At 71.3% G+C, this 12,611-nt stretch carries 11 protein-coding genes and 2 pseudogenes; 8 read left to right on the top strand and 5 right to left on the bottom strand.

The features are described from left to right. Window positions 1-190: 190 nt before the first annotated feature. On the bottom strand, window positions 191-1,555 hold the full coding sequence (locus D3874_RS13275) for a pyridoxal phosphate-dependent aminotransferase (protein ID WP_199699050.1): 1,365 nt from the start codon (window positions 1,553-1,555) through the stop codon (window positions 191-193). Between D3874_RS13275 and D3874_RS13280 the strand changes: the two genes are divergently transcribed. Both D3874_RS13280 and D3874_RS13285 read left to right on the top strand, forming a co-directional pair. Continuing rightward, window positions 1,460-2,218, top strand: coding sequence for an AraC family transcriptional regulator (locus D3874_RS13280; RefSeq protein WP_147385654.1), 759 nt, complete (start codon window positions 1,460-1,462; stop codon window positions 2,216-2,218). The two genes, D3874_RS13275 and D3874_RS13280, sit on opposite strands and share 96 nt — an antisense overlap. Before the next feature lie 44 nt (window positions 2,219-2,262). Next, window positions 2,263-3,129: a sterol desaturase family protein gene (locus D3874_RS13285; RefSeq protein ID WP_199699051.1), complete on the top strand. Its 867-nt coding sequence runs from the start codon at window positions 2,263-2,265 to the stop codon at window positions 3,127-3,129. Here D3874_RS13285 and D3874_RS13290 read toward each other — a convergent pair. The 4 genes and pseudogenes from D3874_RS13290 to D3874_RS13305 form a co-directional block, all read right to left on the bottom strand. After that, window positions 3,084-4,289 carry a CCA tRNA nucleotidyltransferase gene (locus D3874_RS13290; RefSeq protein WP_119778515.1) on the bottom strand — a complete coding sequence of 402 codons (1,206 nt, stop codon included), beginning with the start codon at window positions 4,287-4,289 and terminating at the stop codon, window positions 3,084-3,086. The two genes, D3874_RS13285 and D3874_RS13290, sit on opposite strands and share 46 nt — an antisense overlap. Before the next feature lie 28 nt (window positions 4,290-4,317). Then, window positions 4,318-4,560: pseudogene (locus D3874_RS32005) on the bottom strand (DUF6111 family protein); the annotation flags it as partial. Between the two features lies 1 nt (window position 4,561). Beyond that, window positions 4,562-5,206: a CoA pyrophosphatase gene (locus D3874_RS13300; RefSeq protein WP_119778517.1), complete on the bottom strand. Its 645-nt coding sequence runs from the start codon at window positions 5,204-5,206 to the stop codon at window positions 4,562-4,564. After that, on the bottom strand, window positions 5,206-5,823 hold the full coding sequence (locus tag D3874_RS13305; RefSeq protein WP_119778518.1) for a DUF1285 domain-containing protein: 618 nt from the start codon (window positions 5,821-5,823) through the stop codon (window positions 5,206-5,208). Before D3874_RS13305 ends, D3874_RS13300 begins: the two co-directional genes overlap by 1 nt. 95 nt (window positions 5,824-5,918) lie before the next feature. On the opposite strand from D3874_RS13305, the gene D3874_RS13310 reads away from it, so the two are divergent. The 6 genes and pseudogenes from D3874_RS13310 (at window position 5,919) to D3874_RS13325 (ending at window position 12,592) form a co-directional block, all read left to right on the top strand. Further along, entirely contained in the window at window positions 5,919-6,917 is a 999-nt protein-coding gene (locus tag D3874_RS13310) for an AAA family ATPase (protein ID WP_119782280.1), read from the top strand. Between the two features lie 17 nt (window positions 6,918-6,934). Then, window positions 6,935-7,804 carry a DUF58 domain-containing protein gene (locus D3874_RS13315; protein WP_119778519.1) on the top strand — a complete coding sequence of 290 codons (870 nt, stop codon included), beginning with the start codon at window positions 6,935-6,937 and terminating at the stop codon, window positions 7,802-7,804. After that, window positions 7,804-9,231 (top strand): BatA domain-containing protein, encoded by a 1,428-nt coding sequence (locus D3874_RS30320; RefSeq protein ID WP_233559935.1) that lies wholly within the window; start codon window positions 7,804-7,806, stop codon window positions 9,229-9,231. Before D3874_RS13315 ends, D3874_RS30320 begins: the two co-directional genes overlap by 1 nt. Next, a complete protein-coding gene (locus D3874_RS30325; RefSeq protein WP_233559936.1) occupies window positions 9,144-9,545 on the top strand; it encodes a hypothetical protein in 402 nt (133 codons plus the stop codon). The genes D3874_RS30320 and D3874_RS30325 overlap by 88 nt, the downstream gene beginning before the upstream one ends. A gap of 316 nt (window positions 9,546-9,861) precedes the next feature. After that, a pseudogene (locus tag D3874_RS30330) lies at window positions 9,862-10,514 on the top strand (DUF4159 domain-containing protein). Further along, window positions 10,511-12,592: a hypothetical protein gene (locus tag D3874_RS13325; protein WP_119778520.1), complete on the top strand. Its 2,082-nt coding sequence runs from the start codon at window positions 10,511-10,513 to the stop codon at window positions 12,590-12,592. Before D3874_RS30330 ends, D3874_RS13325 begins: the two are co-directional and overlap by 4 nt. Window positions 12,593-12,611 lie beyond the last annotated feature (19 nt).

Below are 12,611 nucleotides of genomic sequence, written 5' to 3' on the forward strand. Positions count from 1 at the left end.
CACTGTCCCTGGTTTGCATGACTCACTGAAGGGGTGCAGCCCAACCCTCCACCGTCATCCCGGCAAGGGCCGAAATACATGGCCGAGGTAGACGAGAACTGTGCCGCGCCACTGGTTCGCCGCCCCGGCCCTGCACAACAATGGATTCCGGCCTTCGCCGGAATGACGGTGGGGAGATGCCGTCGCGCCTCTACCCCCGCCCGTGCCGCTCCGCCACCTTGAGGATCCGGCGGCAGGCTTCCTCCAGCACCGGCAGGTCATAGGTCATGCTCAGGCGCAGGTGGCCGGCGGCTTCGGGGCCGAAGGCGTCGCCGACAAGGGCGGTGACCTTTTCCTCGACGAACAGGTGTTCGGAGAATTCCTCGGCGCTGACCCCTGAGGGGCGGACGTCGACCATGACGAACATGCCGCCCTCGGGGCGGTGGCATTTGAGGTGCGGGCTCTGGTTCAGGCGCTCGAACACCAGGCGGCCGCGGGCCTTGTAGGCGGCGGCCATGGTTTCCTGGGCCGACTGGTCGCCCTCGATCGCCTCGATCGCCGCGGCCTGGATGAAGGGCGGGCTGCCGTAGACCATGCACAGCACCAGGCGGGTCAGGTGCTCGATGAAATTGACCGGCCCCACCACCCAGCCGATGCGGAAGCCGGTCATGGCGTGGGACTTGGACAGGCTGCACACGGTCACCGCGCGCTCGGCCATGCCGGGCAGGCCGGCCGGGCTGATGTGCGGGCCTTCATGGGCGAGCCTGGCATAGACCTCGTCGGTCAGCACCCACAGGTCGTGGCGCCTGGCGATCTCGGCCACCGCTTCGACCTCGTCGCGGCGCATCACCGTGCCGGTCGGGTTGTTGGGCGTGGTCAGGACGATGCCGCGGGCATTGGGGCGCAGTGCCGCGGCGAGGTCGGCCGGGTCGAGGTGGAAGCCGTTTTCGGGCCGCAGGGGCACGTCGATGATCTCCGCCCCGGCAGCGCCGAACAGCGCCTCGTAGGTGACATAGCGGGGCGACGGCACGATGACCGCGTCGCCGGGACCGAGCAGCACCTGGGCTGAGGCGAACATCCCGCTCTGCGCGCCCGCCACGATCAGGACGTTTTCCGGGCCGACCTTCTGGCCGGTCAGGCTTTCGTGATAGCGGGCGACCGATGCACGCAGTTCGGGATTGCCGGCGATATCGGCATAGTGGGTGTCGCCGGCGTCGAGCGAGGCCTTCAGCGCATTGGCGATGTTGGGGGCCACGTCGAAATCGGGATCGCCGACCGAGAGCAGAATCACTTCCTCGCCGGCACGCAGGGCCGCGACACCGCGAAAATGAATGTTCCAGGCCGCGGCGCCCTTGCCGCCCAGACGCTCGACCCGTGACGAAAACTGCATGTGCTTGCCCGTTCCGATTTCCTCGAGCCACCATAGCCAGGGCAACAGCGGGCCGCCACCCGAGGCAGCCGGCTTGAACGAGGTGCCGTCATGAGCGGGATGCAGGGCTGGGCCGGGGAGATCCGCCTGGGCGACGGGGTCGCCCTGTTCCACGGCCTGGCCGGCGACCAGCACGCCCACAGCCATCACGCCATCCAGATCTGCGCCGGCGGCGGGATCGAGGTGACCGCCGATTGCGGCGCCACCGTCGGCGCCGCTCTGGCCATCCCGGCCGACCTTCGCCACCGGCTGGCGCCGACCAGCCGGCCCGTGATGCTGGCCTATCTCGATCCCGACAGCAGCGCCGGCCAGGCGGTGGGCGCGTTGCTGGCCGGGCGGATCGGCACGCTCGATGACACGGTCGGGGAGCGCCTGGCCGCCATGCAGCGCCAGGCGGGACCGTTGCGGGCCTGGGCGGTCGCGGCGGCGGCCTTTCCCGTGCTGTCGCCCGCCGGCGGCCGAGGGCCGGCGGGCACGGTCGCCCGGGTCCAGGCGGTGATGGCGGCCGCCCTCGATGAGCCGGTGTGGCGGCCGCGCGACCTGGCCCGGGCGCTGGATCTGTCCGTCGATCGGCTGGGCCGCCTGTTCCGGGCCGAGAGCGGCATGCAGTTGCGCAGTTGGCTGAAGTGGCAGCGGCTGCAGGCGGCGATCGGCCTGGCGCTGAACGGCGAGGATCTGACCCGGGCGGCCCATGGCGCCGGCTTTGCCGACCAGGCGCACCTGACCCGCACCATGCGGGCGACCTTCGGCATTTCCCCGTCCAGCCTGTTCGATCGCCAGCGAACGGTTTCGTTCAAGCCGCCGGCCTGATCCCGGCCCCACAGTACCGTCCATGTCGGGTCATGGAGGTTTCGATGGGCAGGACAATCATTCGCTGGGCCGCCTATCCGCTGGTGGTCGGGATCAGTGCCGCGGCGATCATCGCCATCACCCGCGCGGGACTGCCCTATTGGCCGTGGATGGTCGCGGTCTCCCTGGCCGGCATCGCGGCCGTCGCCGGGCTGGAACGGCTGGCGCCGCATCACGTCGCCTGGGCGGCAGACCAGGGCGACCTGAAGGCAGACCTCGCCCACAACGCGGTGAACCTGTCGGTGTTGCATGGCAGCGCCGCCACCCTGGGCCTGGTCGTCGCCGTGACCGGCAGCGCCGGGCTGTGGCCCCTCGCCCTGCCCCTGGCCGTTCAGATCCTGCTGGTCGGGCTGGTCATCGACTTCGGGCTCTACACCGTGCACCGGATCAGTCACCGGGTGCCCTGGCTGTGGCGCTTCCACGCCATCCATCACGCGCCGCGGCGGCTGTACTGGCTGAACGGCGAGCGGCGGCATCCGCTGCATGCCCTGATAATGGCGGGGCCTGGGATCAGCCTTTGCCTGGGGCTGGGCGCACCCGTCGCGGCGATCGCCGCCTGGCTGGCGCTGACCGCGGTCCACCTGGCGTTCCAGCATGCCAATCTCGACTACACCGTGGGGCCGCTGCGCCGCTGGCTCGGCACCGCCGAGGTTCACCGTTTCCACCACAAGCGCGACTATACGCAAGCGGAAGTGAATTTCGGCGAGGTCTTCATGATCTGGGACCGGTTGTTCGGTACCTTCGAGGAACGCCCGGCGCCACTGGGTGCCGACGAGGTCGGGATCAGCCCGGACGATGTGCCGGCCGGCTATGGCGGGCAGATGGCCTATCCGTTCAGGCGGCGCCTGGCCTCGGCCAGGCAGGCATCGTGATCGGCCGCCAGGCCGCCGTCCAGCCACCAGGCCTCGACGGCGGCCAGCAGTTCGCCCATGGCCGGGCCGGCGGGAACGCCGAGCTTCACCAGATCGGCCCCGCGCAGGGGGAAGGCTGGAACCTTGATGATATCCAGCCGGCGGGCGAGATCGGGCTGGGCGTCGAGCAGGGCCCGGTCGACCGCCCGGCGGCGGCCGGCGCGATGGATCAGGCGCCGCAGGTCGGGGTCGGGGGCAAGCGGGTCGAGCGCCGCGCACAGCCGGTCGCGGTCGGCATTCGACATTTTGAGGCGCTCGGCGACCTCGCGGCCCGCCCCCGGCCGGTCGGGCAGCAGGCTGGCCAGGCGCAGCAGGGCATCGCCGCCATCCCCGGCGGCGATCAACCGGGCAAGGCGCGCCTGGTTGCGGGCGGCAGGCAACAGCGCCGGCAGCACGCCCACCTCGATCATCAGGGCGATGGTAGCCACCGCCTGGGGCAGGGCCAGGATCTTGAACAGCTCCGCCCGCACCCGTTCGCTCGACAGGCGGTCGAGCCGATCGCGGGCGGCGCGGATCGCCGCCACGGCCGCACCATCCGCCGGGCCCTGGGCGAAGCGGGCATGGAAGCGGAAGAAGCGCAGGGCGCGCAGATAATCCTCGGCTAGGCGTGCAGCGGGATCGCCGATGAAGCGCACGCGGCCGGCAAGCAGATCGTGGTGGCCGCCCACCGGGTCGAACAAGGTGCCGTCGGGATCGGCATAGAGCGCATTGATGGTGAAGTCGCGCCGGGCGGCATCGGCCGCCCAGTCGTCGGTGAAGGCCACGACGGCATGGCGCCCGTCGGTCTCCACGTCGCGGCGCAGGGTGGTGACTTCCAGCGGATGGTGATCGGCGATGACCGTCACCGTGCCGTGGTCGATGCCGGTGGGCACCACGTGAAGGCCGGCGCGCCTGGCCAGGGCCATCACCGTCTGCGGCGTGTCGGGGGTGGCGATGTCGACGTCGAAGGGCTCCAGCCCCAGCAAGGCATCGCGCACGCAACCGCCGACGAAGCGCACACGCTGGCCGTCGCCGGTCAAGGCCGCGACGACGGCCCGGGTCCAGCGCGCCTCGCGCCAGCCGCCTTCGGGCAGCCTGAGCGGGGCCACGGTCGGGCCATCGCTCGCCGGGCCATCGCTCATGGGGCGGCGCCTCGATCCGGCCGGGCACCAGCTTGCCGTCCTCGATATGCGCGGGCACATAGCGGCCGTTGGCATCGTCGCCGCGCAGGAAGGACTCGCCCAGGGTCACGACGATCACCAGGAAGACACCGACGCTGGCCAGCGGGATCCAGGGCAAGGGCCGCTTTTCCGGCGGCAGCTCCGCCCGCCACCGCTCCCACCGCAGCCAGAACAGATAGGCGATGAAAGGCAAGGCGAAGGCGATGAGATAGAGCAGGACGATGCGCGCCATGTCAGCCCTGCCCCATCTCTTCGGTAAAGCCCAGGCGCATGGCCAGGTTGACGATCATGCCGGCGGTCGCGCCCCAGATGTAATGCTCGCCGAAGGGCATGGCGTAGAAGTAGCGGGTGGCACCGTTGTAGTCGCGGCTGTGACGCTCGCGGTTCTTGGGGTTCATGAGGAATTCCAGCGGCACCTCGAAGGCCGCCGCCACCTCGTCCGGGTTAGGCGTGAGCGCGAATCCGGGCCGCAGGAAGCCCACCACCGGCGTTACATGATAGCCGGTACCGGTTTCATAGCCGTCGAGGAAGCCGGCGATGGTGACGAAACCGGGATCGAGGCCGATCTCTTCCTGCGCCTCGCGCAAGGCGGCTTCGACCGGGCCCGCGTCTTCAGGGTCGATCCGGCCGCCGGGGAAGCTGATCTGGCCGGCGTGGCTCGACAGATGCTCGGTCCGCCTGGTCAGCAGAACGCTCAGGCCTTCGGGCCGGTCGATGATGGGGACCAGCACGGCGGCACGGCGCAAGCTTCGGCCGGCGGGCACGAACTGGCGCATGCCCGGGTTGAGATCGAAGTCGCCGATCGCGGGATCGACGGGATCGCTGAGCTGGGGATCGTCCAGCGTGTGCCGCAGCCGCGCCTCGATTGCTGAACGCATCACGCTGCCTGTCCCCCCATGTCGCGGCCATCGAGCCGCCCGATCGGCCAGAACCGGCCCGACGACCACACGCCCAGCACCGGCGCGCCTTCCGGGCCGACCTGCTCCTCGGCCGCGTTCACCAAGTCATAAAACACCGCGCGGTTGATCAAGCCATCCAATTGGTCCCGGACCCGCACATAGGGCGAAGGCTCGCCGGTTGCCGCGTCGATCTCCACCCGCAGGGGGTGAGCCTCGTCGATCGCCATCTGGTCGTCCACATTGGTGCGCAGGCGAATCACCTGGGCCTCCCCTGCCCCTTCGATTTCCGCTCCCACCACCAGGAAGGGCGCATCGACCACGCGGATGCGCACCTTCTCGACCGGCGTCACCAGGTAGTAGTGGCCGTCGGCCTCACGCTTGAGAATGGTCGAGAACAGGCGCACCAGCGCGATCCGCCCGATCGGCGATTTCATGTAGTGCCAGGAACCGTCACGGCGGATTTCGATGTCCATGTCGCCGCAGAACGGCGGATTCCATAGGTGGATGGGCGGCAGGCCGCGCGCCGCCTTGCCTGCGGCCGCTGCGGCCTGGGCCAGGCCTTGGGCATCGGGTACCTGCGCCGGCGTGTCGTTCATTTCCGTCCCTTGCCAACCGGGGTCACAGCGTGGTGGTGACGCCGCCATCTTTCGGGTTAGCCTTCTACCCGAACGAACTCAATATAGTGAGCAAGATGGCGAACGTCAGCGCAACGGACGAAGCCCTCGTCCAGGAAATCGACCGTTTGGGCGAAAAGCTCTCGAAGCTGAAGGCGGCGATCGGCGACGTCGTGTTCGGCCAGGAGAGCGTGATCGAGCAGACCCTGGTCACCCTGCTGGCCGGCGGCCACGGCCTGCTGGTCGGCGTGCCCGGCCTGGCCAAGACCCGCCTGGTCGAGACCCTGGGCGTGGTCCTGGGCCTCGATGAGCGGCGGATCCAGTTCACGCCCGACCTGATGCCGGCCGATATCGTGGGTTCCGAGGTCCTGGAAGAGGCCGAGGACGGCAAGCGCTCGTTCCGCTTCGTCCGCGGCCCGGTGTTCTGCCAGTTGCTGATGGCCGACGAGATCAACCGTGCCAGCCCGCGCACCCAGTCGGCCCTGCTGCAGGCGATGCAGGAGGGCGAGGTTTCGATCGCCGGCCACCGCCACAAGCTGCCCCAGCCGTTCCATGTCCTGGCGACCCAGAACCCGCTGGAGCAGGAGGGTACCTATCCCCTGCCCGAGGCCCAGCTCGACCGCTTCCTGCTGGAAATCGACGTCGACTATCCCGACCGCGACGCCGAGAAGCGGATGCTGATCGCCACCACCGGCGCCAACCAGCCGGTCGCCCGGCCGGTGCTGTCGGCCGACGAGCTGGCCGCGGCACAAGCCCTGGTGCGCCGGGTGCCGGTGGGCGAGTCGGTGATCGAGGGGATCCTGAACCTGGTCCGCTCGGCCCGGCCCGGCCCGGAAGGCCGCCCGGACCTGGGCAAGCTGATCGCCTGGGGCCCCGGCCCGCGCGCGGCCCAGGCCCTGATGCTGGCCAGCCGGGCGCGCGCCCTGATGGATGGCCGCCTGGCGCCTTCCAAGGACGATGTGATCGCCCTGGCCGCGCCGGTGCTGCGCCACCGCATGGCCCTGTCCTTCACGGCGCGGGCCGAAGGTGTCACCATCGCCCATGTGGTCGACCGGTTGGTGGAACCGTTGCGTTGATCGGAGGCTGATCACCAGTGCCTGTTTCCGCGCTTCAAGGCGAAGCCCTTGGTGCCGGCCTGCCGCCGTTGCTGGTCGCGGCCGAGCGGGTGGCCTCGACCGTCGCCCAGGGCGTACACGGGCGCCGGCGCGTAGGGATGGGCGACAGTTTCTGGCAGTTCCGCCCCTATCGCCCCGGCGACGAGATCCGCGACATCGACTGGCGCCAGTCGGCCCGCGCTGCGCGCGTCTTCGTGCGCGAACGGGAGTGGGAGGCGGCGCAGAGCGTCTGGCTATGGGTCGACCGTTCCGCGTCGATGGCTTTCGCCTCGACCCGTGTCCTGCCCACCAAGGCCGACCGGGCCGCCCTGCTGGGGCTGGCGCTGGCCTCGCTGCTGCTGCGCGCCGGCGAACGGGTGGGCCTGCTGGGCCGCCATGCCCTGGGCCATGCCGGGCGCCATTTCCTGATGACGCTGGCCAATGAACTGGCCCTGCCCGGCGGCGCGCTGGAGAGCCTGCCGCCCATCACCGAACTGCCGCGCGATTGCCGCATCGTCATCCTGGGCGACCTGCTGCGGCCCGAGGCGGAAATCGAGGCGATCGTCGAAGGCTTTGCCGCCCGGGGCATCGCCGGCCACCTGGTGCAGGTGCTGGACCCGGCCGAGATCGACTTCCCCTATGCCGGCCGCAACCGCTTCGTCGGGCCCGAGGCCGAGGGCACGCTGCTGGTGGGGCGGACGGAATCCCTGGCCGAGGCCTACCGCACCCGCATGGCCGATCATCGCCAAAGCGTCGAGGATATCGCCCGGCGCAGCGGCTGGACCGTGATCCATCATCGCACCGACCGGCCGGCCGAGGCCGCCCTGCTGGCCTTGTTCTTAGGTCTGGCCGACCTGGGGAGGCGTTGATGCCGGGCCTTGGCATCATCGGCTTTGCCTATCCCTGGCTGCTGCTGGCGCTGGCGACCCTGCCCGTGATCTGGTGGCTGGTGCGGTTGACGCCGCCGGCCCCGCGCCAGATCAATTTCCCCGCCATGCGCCTGCTGCTGGACCTGGTGCAGCGGCAGGAAACGCCCGAGCGCACGCCCTGGTGGCTGATCCTGCTGCGCCTGGCCCTGGCCGCGCTGGTGATCGTCGGCCTGGCCGGGCCAGTCCTGAACCCGGTGAAACTGGCCGCCGGCAGCGGCCCCCTGCTGATCGTGGTCGACGACGGCTGGGCCGCGGCCTCGCGCTGGTCCGAGCGGATGGCCGCGATCGCCCCCCATGTCGCCGCCGCCGAACAGGCCGGCCGGCCGGTCCGCCTGCTGACCACCGCGCCGCAGGGCGACGGCCCGGCGGCGGCCCCGCCGCTGATGCCCTATTCGGAACTCAAAGGCCGGCTGGCCTCGCTCGAACCCCGGCCCTGGGCCATCGACCGCAAGGCGGCGCTGGCGGCCCTCGAGCGCCTGCCCGCCGGGGCGGTGACCGAGACCCTGTGGCTGGCCGACGGCCTCGACGAAGGCAATGCCGCGGCCTTTGCCGACAAGGTGACCGGCTTCGGGCCGGTAACCCGCCTCGACCTCGGCCCCGGCACCGCGGCCTTTGCGCTGGGGACGCCGGTGGTGAAGGACAGCGGCCTGGATCTCGAAGTCGGCCGGGCCCTGGCCGACGGGCCGCGCCGCCTCAGCGTGATCGCCCGCAACGAGAACGGCCAGGTGCTGGGCCGCAGCGTCCTGGCCATCGGCGCCGATGCCAAGGGCGCCGTCGCGACCATCGAGCTGCCGCCCGAGTTGCGCAACCAGATCACCCGGATCGACATCGCGGAGGAAAACTCGGCCGGCGCCGTGCGCCTGCTCGACGGGCGCTGGCGCCGGCGGGTGGTGGGCCTGGCCTTCGAGGGCGGCGACGAGGAAGTGCGGCCGCTGGTCTCCGAGGCCTTCTATCTGGAGCGGGCGCTGAAGCCCTTCGCCGATGTCCGCACCGCCCCCCTGGCCGACCTGCTGAAAGCGCCGCCCTCGGTGATCGTGCTGGCCGATGTCGGCCAGATCCCGGCGGCCCAGCGCCCGGCTCTGGAAGAATTCATCACCAAGGGCGGCCTGCTGCTGCGCTTTGCCGGGCCGCGCTTTGCCGCCTCGGCCGACGATCTGGTGCCGGTGCACATTCGCCGCGGCGACCGCAGCTTAGGGGGCGCCCTGTCGTGGACGCAGCCGGCGCCGATCGCCCCCTTCGCCCCGGAGTCGCCCTTCGCCGGCCTGATACCCAACCCGAGGTGCGGGTCTATCGCCAGGTCCTGGCCGAGCCTTCGCTGGAACTCGACGACCGCACCTGGGCCCGGCTGGCCGATGGCACGCCCCTGATCACCGGGGCCAAGCGCGGCGCCGGGCTGATCGTGCTGATCCATACCTCGGCCAACAATGCCTGGTCGAACCTGGCACTGTCGGGCCTGTTCGTCGACATGCTGCGGCGGATCGTCAATCTGTCGGAAGGCGAGGCAGTCGGCACCGGCGCCGACCGCAGCCTGCCCCGCTGGCCAGCCTCGACGGCCGCGGCCGCCTGGGCAGCCCGCTGCCGGGGGCCGGGCCCATCGCCTCGGCCGCGATCGAGGCGGCGCAGCCGACCCCGCGCAACCCGCCTGGTTTCTACGGCGACCCGTCGGCGCGCCGGGCCTTGAACCTGAAGCCGGCACTGGACGCCCTGGCGCCGCTGCCCGGCCATCCCGGCGTCACCGTCACCCTGCCGCAGACCGAGCCGGCGACGCCGCTGGGCCGGCCCTGATCGTGGCGGCGCTGATCCTGGCCCTGGTCGATCTGATGGTCGCCCTGCGCCTGTCGGGCCGGCTGGTCGGTGCTGCCGCCGCGGCCGTCCTGCTGGCCGGTGGCCTGACCGTGGTGGCCCCGGCGCGGCCGGCCCTGGCGGTCGAGGCGGCGGAAGCGGCAGGCACGATCCGCCTGGCCTATGTGGTGACCGGCGATGCCGCCGCCGACGACATGAGCGAGGCCGGCCTGCGCGGCCTGTCGCTGGCCCTGACCCAGCGCACCTCGGTCGAGCCGGGCGATCCCGTGGCCTTGAATCTCGAGGCCGACGACCTCGCCTTCTATCCGGTCATCTACTGGCCGATGGTGCCGGGCTACACCCCTCAGCGGTCGCGATCGCGCGCATCGACGGCTATATCAAGGCGGGCGGCGTGGTCCTGTTCGATACCCGCGATGCCAGCCAGGGCGCCGCCGTGGTGCCCGGCTTCGTTTCCTCCGCACCGGGCGAGCAGGCCCTGCGCGAGGCGCTGGCGCAGCTCGACGTGCCGGCGCTCACCCCCCTGCCGCCCGACCACGTGCTGACCAAGTCCTTCTACCTGATGCAGAACTTCCCCGGCCGCTACGACGGCGGGCCGATCTGGATCGAGGCCAATGCCAGCCCTGAGAACGATGGCGTGTCAGGCTATGTCATCGGGCCCAACGACTGGGCCGCGGCCTGGGCGATCGACGCCCAGGGCCGGCCCCTGGCGGCGCTGGAGCCGGGCGGCAGCCGCCAGCGCGAACTGGCCCTGCGCTTCGGCGTGAACCTGGTCATGTATGCCCTGACCGGCAACTACAAGGCCGACCAGGTCCATGTGCCTGCCCTGCTGGAGCGGCTGGGCCAATGAGCATCGGCTTCGAAACCGCCCCCCTCGTCGCCTGGTGGCTGATCGCCATCCTGGGCGGCGCTGCCCTGGCCCTGTCCGGCCTCGCCCTGTGGCGGCGCAGCCGCGGTGCTTGGGCACGCCTGTGCCTGGTCGCCGCCCTGCTCGCCGTGCTGATCAACCCGATCGTCAGCGAGGAAACCCGCAAGGGCCTGAGCGACATCGCGCTGATCGCGATCGACCGCTCGGCCAGCCAGCGCATCGGCACGCGCACCGCGGAAACCGACGCGGCCCTGGCCACCTTGCGCGAACGTCTGGCCCGCCTGCCGGATGTCGAGGTCCGCGAGGTGCAGATCGGCTCGGACCAGCGCGGGACGCCGGTGGTCTCGACCATCCAGCAGGCGCTGGGCGACATTCCGCGCGACCGTTTCGCCGGGGTGATCCTGCTGTCGGACGGGCGGGCCGCCGACGTGCCGCCGCCCGAGACCATGGCCGCCGCAGGCGCGATCACCACGGCGCCCTTCCACCTGCTGGCGACCGGCCAGCCGGGCGAGCGCGACCGCCGCCTGACCGTGCTGGAGGCGCCCTCCTATGCCGTGGTGGGCAAGCCGGTGCCGATCCGCATCCGGGTCGACGACGGCGAACCGGGTGAACGCCCGGCCGACGGCGCCCAGGCCACGGTCACCCTGGCGGCCGACGGCGGCATCCCCGTGGCGCGGCGCGTGCCGGTGGGCGAGCCGGTGGTGCTGGTGGTTACGCCCGACAAGCGCGGGCCCAATGTGCTGGAAATCTCGGTCGAGGCCGGCCCGGCCGAACTGACCCCGGTGAACAACGATGCCGTGGTCACCATCAACGGCATCCGCGACCGCCTGCGCGTGCTCCTGGTCTCGGGCGAGCCGCACATGGGCGAGCGGGCCTGGCGCAACATCCTGAAGTCCGACCCATCGGTCGACCTGGTCCATTTCACCATCCTGCGCCCGCCGCAGAAGCAGGATGCGACCCCCGTGGTCGAACTGTCTCTGATCGCCTTCCCGACCCGGGAGTTGTTCGAGGAGAAGATCGGCGAATTCGACCTGGTGATTTTCGACCGCTACCGCCAGCGCGGCATCCTGCCCGCGAACTACCTGGCCAATGTCGTGACCTATGTCGAAAACGGCGGCGCCCTGATGATCGCCGCCAGCCCCGAGGCCGACGCCCCCTTGAGCCTTTATGAAAGCGCGCTGGCGCCGATCCTGCCGGCCCGGCCCCGCGGCCCCGACCTGACCCAGGCCTTTCGCCCGGCGCTGACGCCCGAAGGCCGGCGCCACCCCGTTACCGCCCTGCTGCCCAATGCCGGCAAGCCGGGCGAGGAAGCCGGCTGGGGCCGCTGGCTGCGCATGTCGGACATCGAGGCCCGCTCGGGCAATGTGGTCATGACCGGCGCGCAGGGGCGGCCGCTGCTGATCCTCGACCGGGTCGGCAAGGGCCGCGTGGCGCTGCTGGCTTCCGACGAGGCCTGGCTGTGGCAGCGCGGCTTCGAGGGCGGCGGGCCGCAGGCGGAGTTGCTGCGCCGGATCGCCCATTGGTCGATGCAGGAGCCGGACCTGGAAGAGGAGCGGCTGCGCGCCTATGCCCACCAGGGCCGCATCGAGATCGAACGGCGCAGCCTGAAACCCCAGCCGCCGCCGGTCGAGGTCGAGAGCCCGTCGGGCGCGCGGCGGACCATTCCACTGGAGGATCACCCGGACGGCGTCGCCACCGCCAGCGTCGGCGCCGAGGAACCCGGCCTGTGGCGGGTCTCGGACGGCACGCGGGTGGTCACGGTGGCGGTCGGCGAGGTCGGCGGCCGGGAGATGGCCGATGTCCGCGCCACCTTGGGCGTCATCGACCCCCTGGCGGAGGCCAGCGACGGCAGCACCCGCTTCATCTCGGGCGAGGGCATGCCCGATCTGCGCCGCGTCCGCCCCGACCGGCCCGCCGCCGGGGCAAGCTGGATCGGCCTGCGCCAGAACGGCGCCTACGAGGTAACCGCGGTCACCCAGGTCTCGCTGCTGCCCGCGGTGCTGGCCCTGCTCCTGGTGCTGGGCCTGCTGGTCGGCGCCTGGCTGCGCGAGGGGCGGTAGAGCTTGGGCCCTGGCCAAA

It is taken from the genome of Oleomonas cavernae (assembly GCF_003590945.1).
GTDB classification, from domain to species: domain Bacteria; phylum Pseudomonadota; class Alphaproteobacteria; order Zavarziniales; family Zavarziniaceae; genus Zavarzinia; species Zavarzinia cavernae.

Bases quoted from the DNA above. Each gene is read 5' to 3' on its own strand.
- D3874_RS13280 (WP_147385654.1), top strand. From the start codon at position 1,460: ATGAGCGGGATGCAGGGCTGGGCCGGGGAGATCCGCCTGGGCGACGGG.
- D3874_RS13275 (WP_199699050.1), bottom strand. From the start codon at position 1,555: ATGGCTGTGGGCGTGCTGGTCGCCGGCCAGGCCGTGGAACAGGGCGAC.
- D3874_RS13285 (WP_199699051.1), top strand. From the start codon at position 2,263: ATGGGCAGGACAATCATTCGCTGGGCCGCCTATCCGCTGGTGGTCGGG.
- D3874_RS13290 (WP_119778515.1), bottom strand. From the start codon at position 4,289: ATGAGCGATGGCCCGGCGAGCGATGGCCCGACCGTGGCCCCGCTCAGG.
- D3874_RS13300 (WP_119778517.1), bottom strand. From the start codon at position 5,206: ATGCGTTCAGCAATCGAGGCGCGGCTGCGGCACACGCTGGACGATCCC.
- D3874_RS13305 (WP_119778518.1), bottom strand. From the start codon at position 5,823: ATGAACGACACGCCGGCGCAGGTACCCGATGCCCAAGGCCTGGCCCAG.
- D3874_RS13310 (WP_119782280.1), top strand. From the start codon at position 5,919: ATGGCGAACGTCAGCGCAACGGACGAAGCCCTCGTCCAGGAAATCGAC.
- D3874_RS30320 (WP_233559935.1), top strand. From the start codon at position 7,804: ATGCCGGGCCTTGGCATCATCGGCTTTGCCTATCCCTGGCTGCTGCTG.
- D3874_RS13325 (WP_119778520.1), top strand. From the start codon at position 10,511: ATGAGCATCGGCTTCGAAACCGCCCCCCTCGTCGCCTGGTGGCTGATC.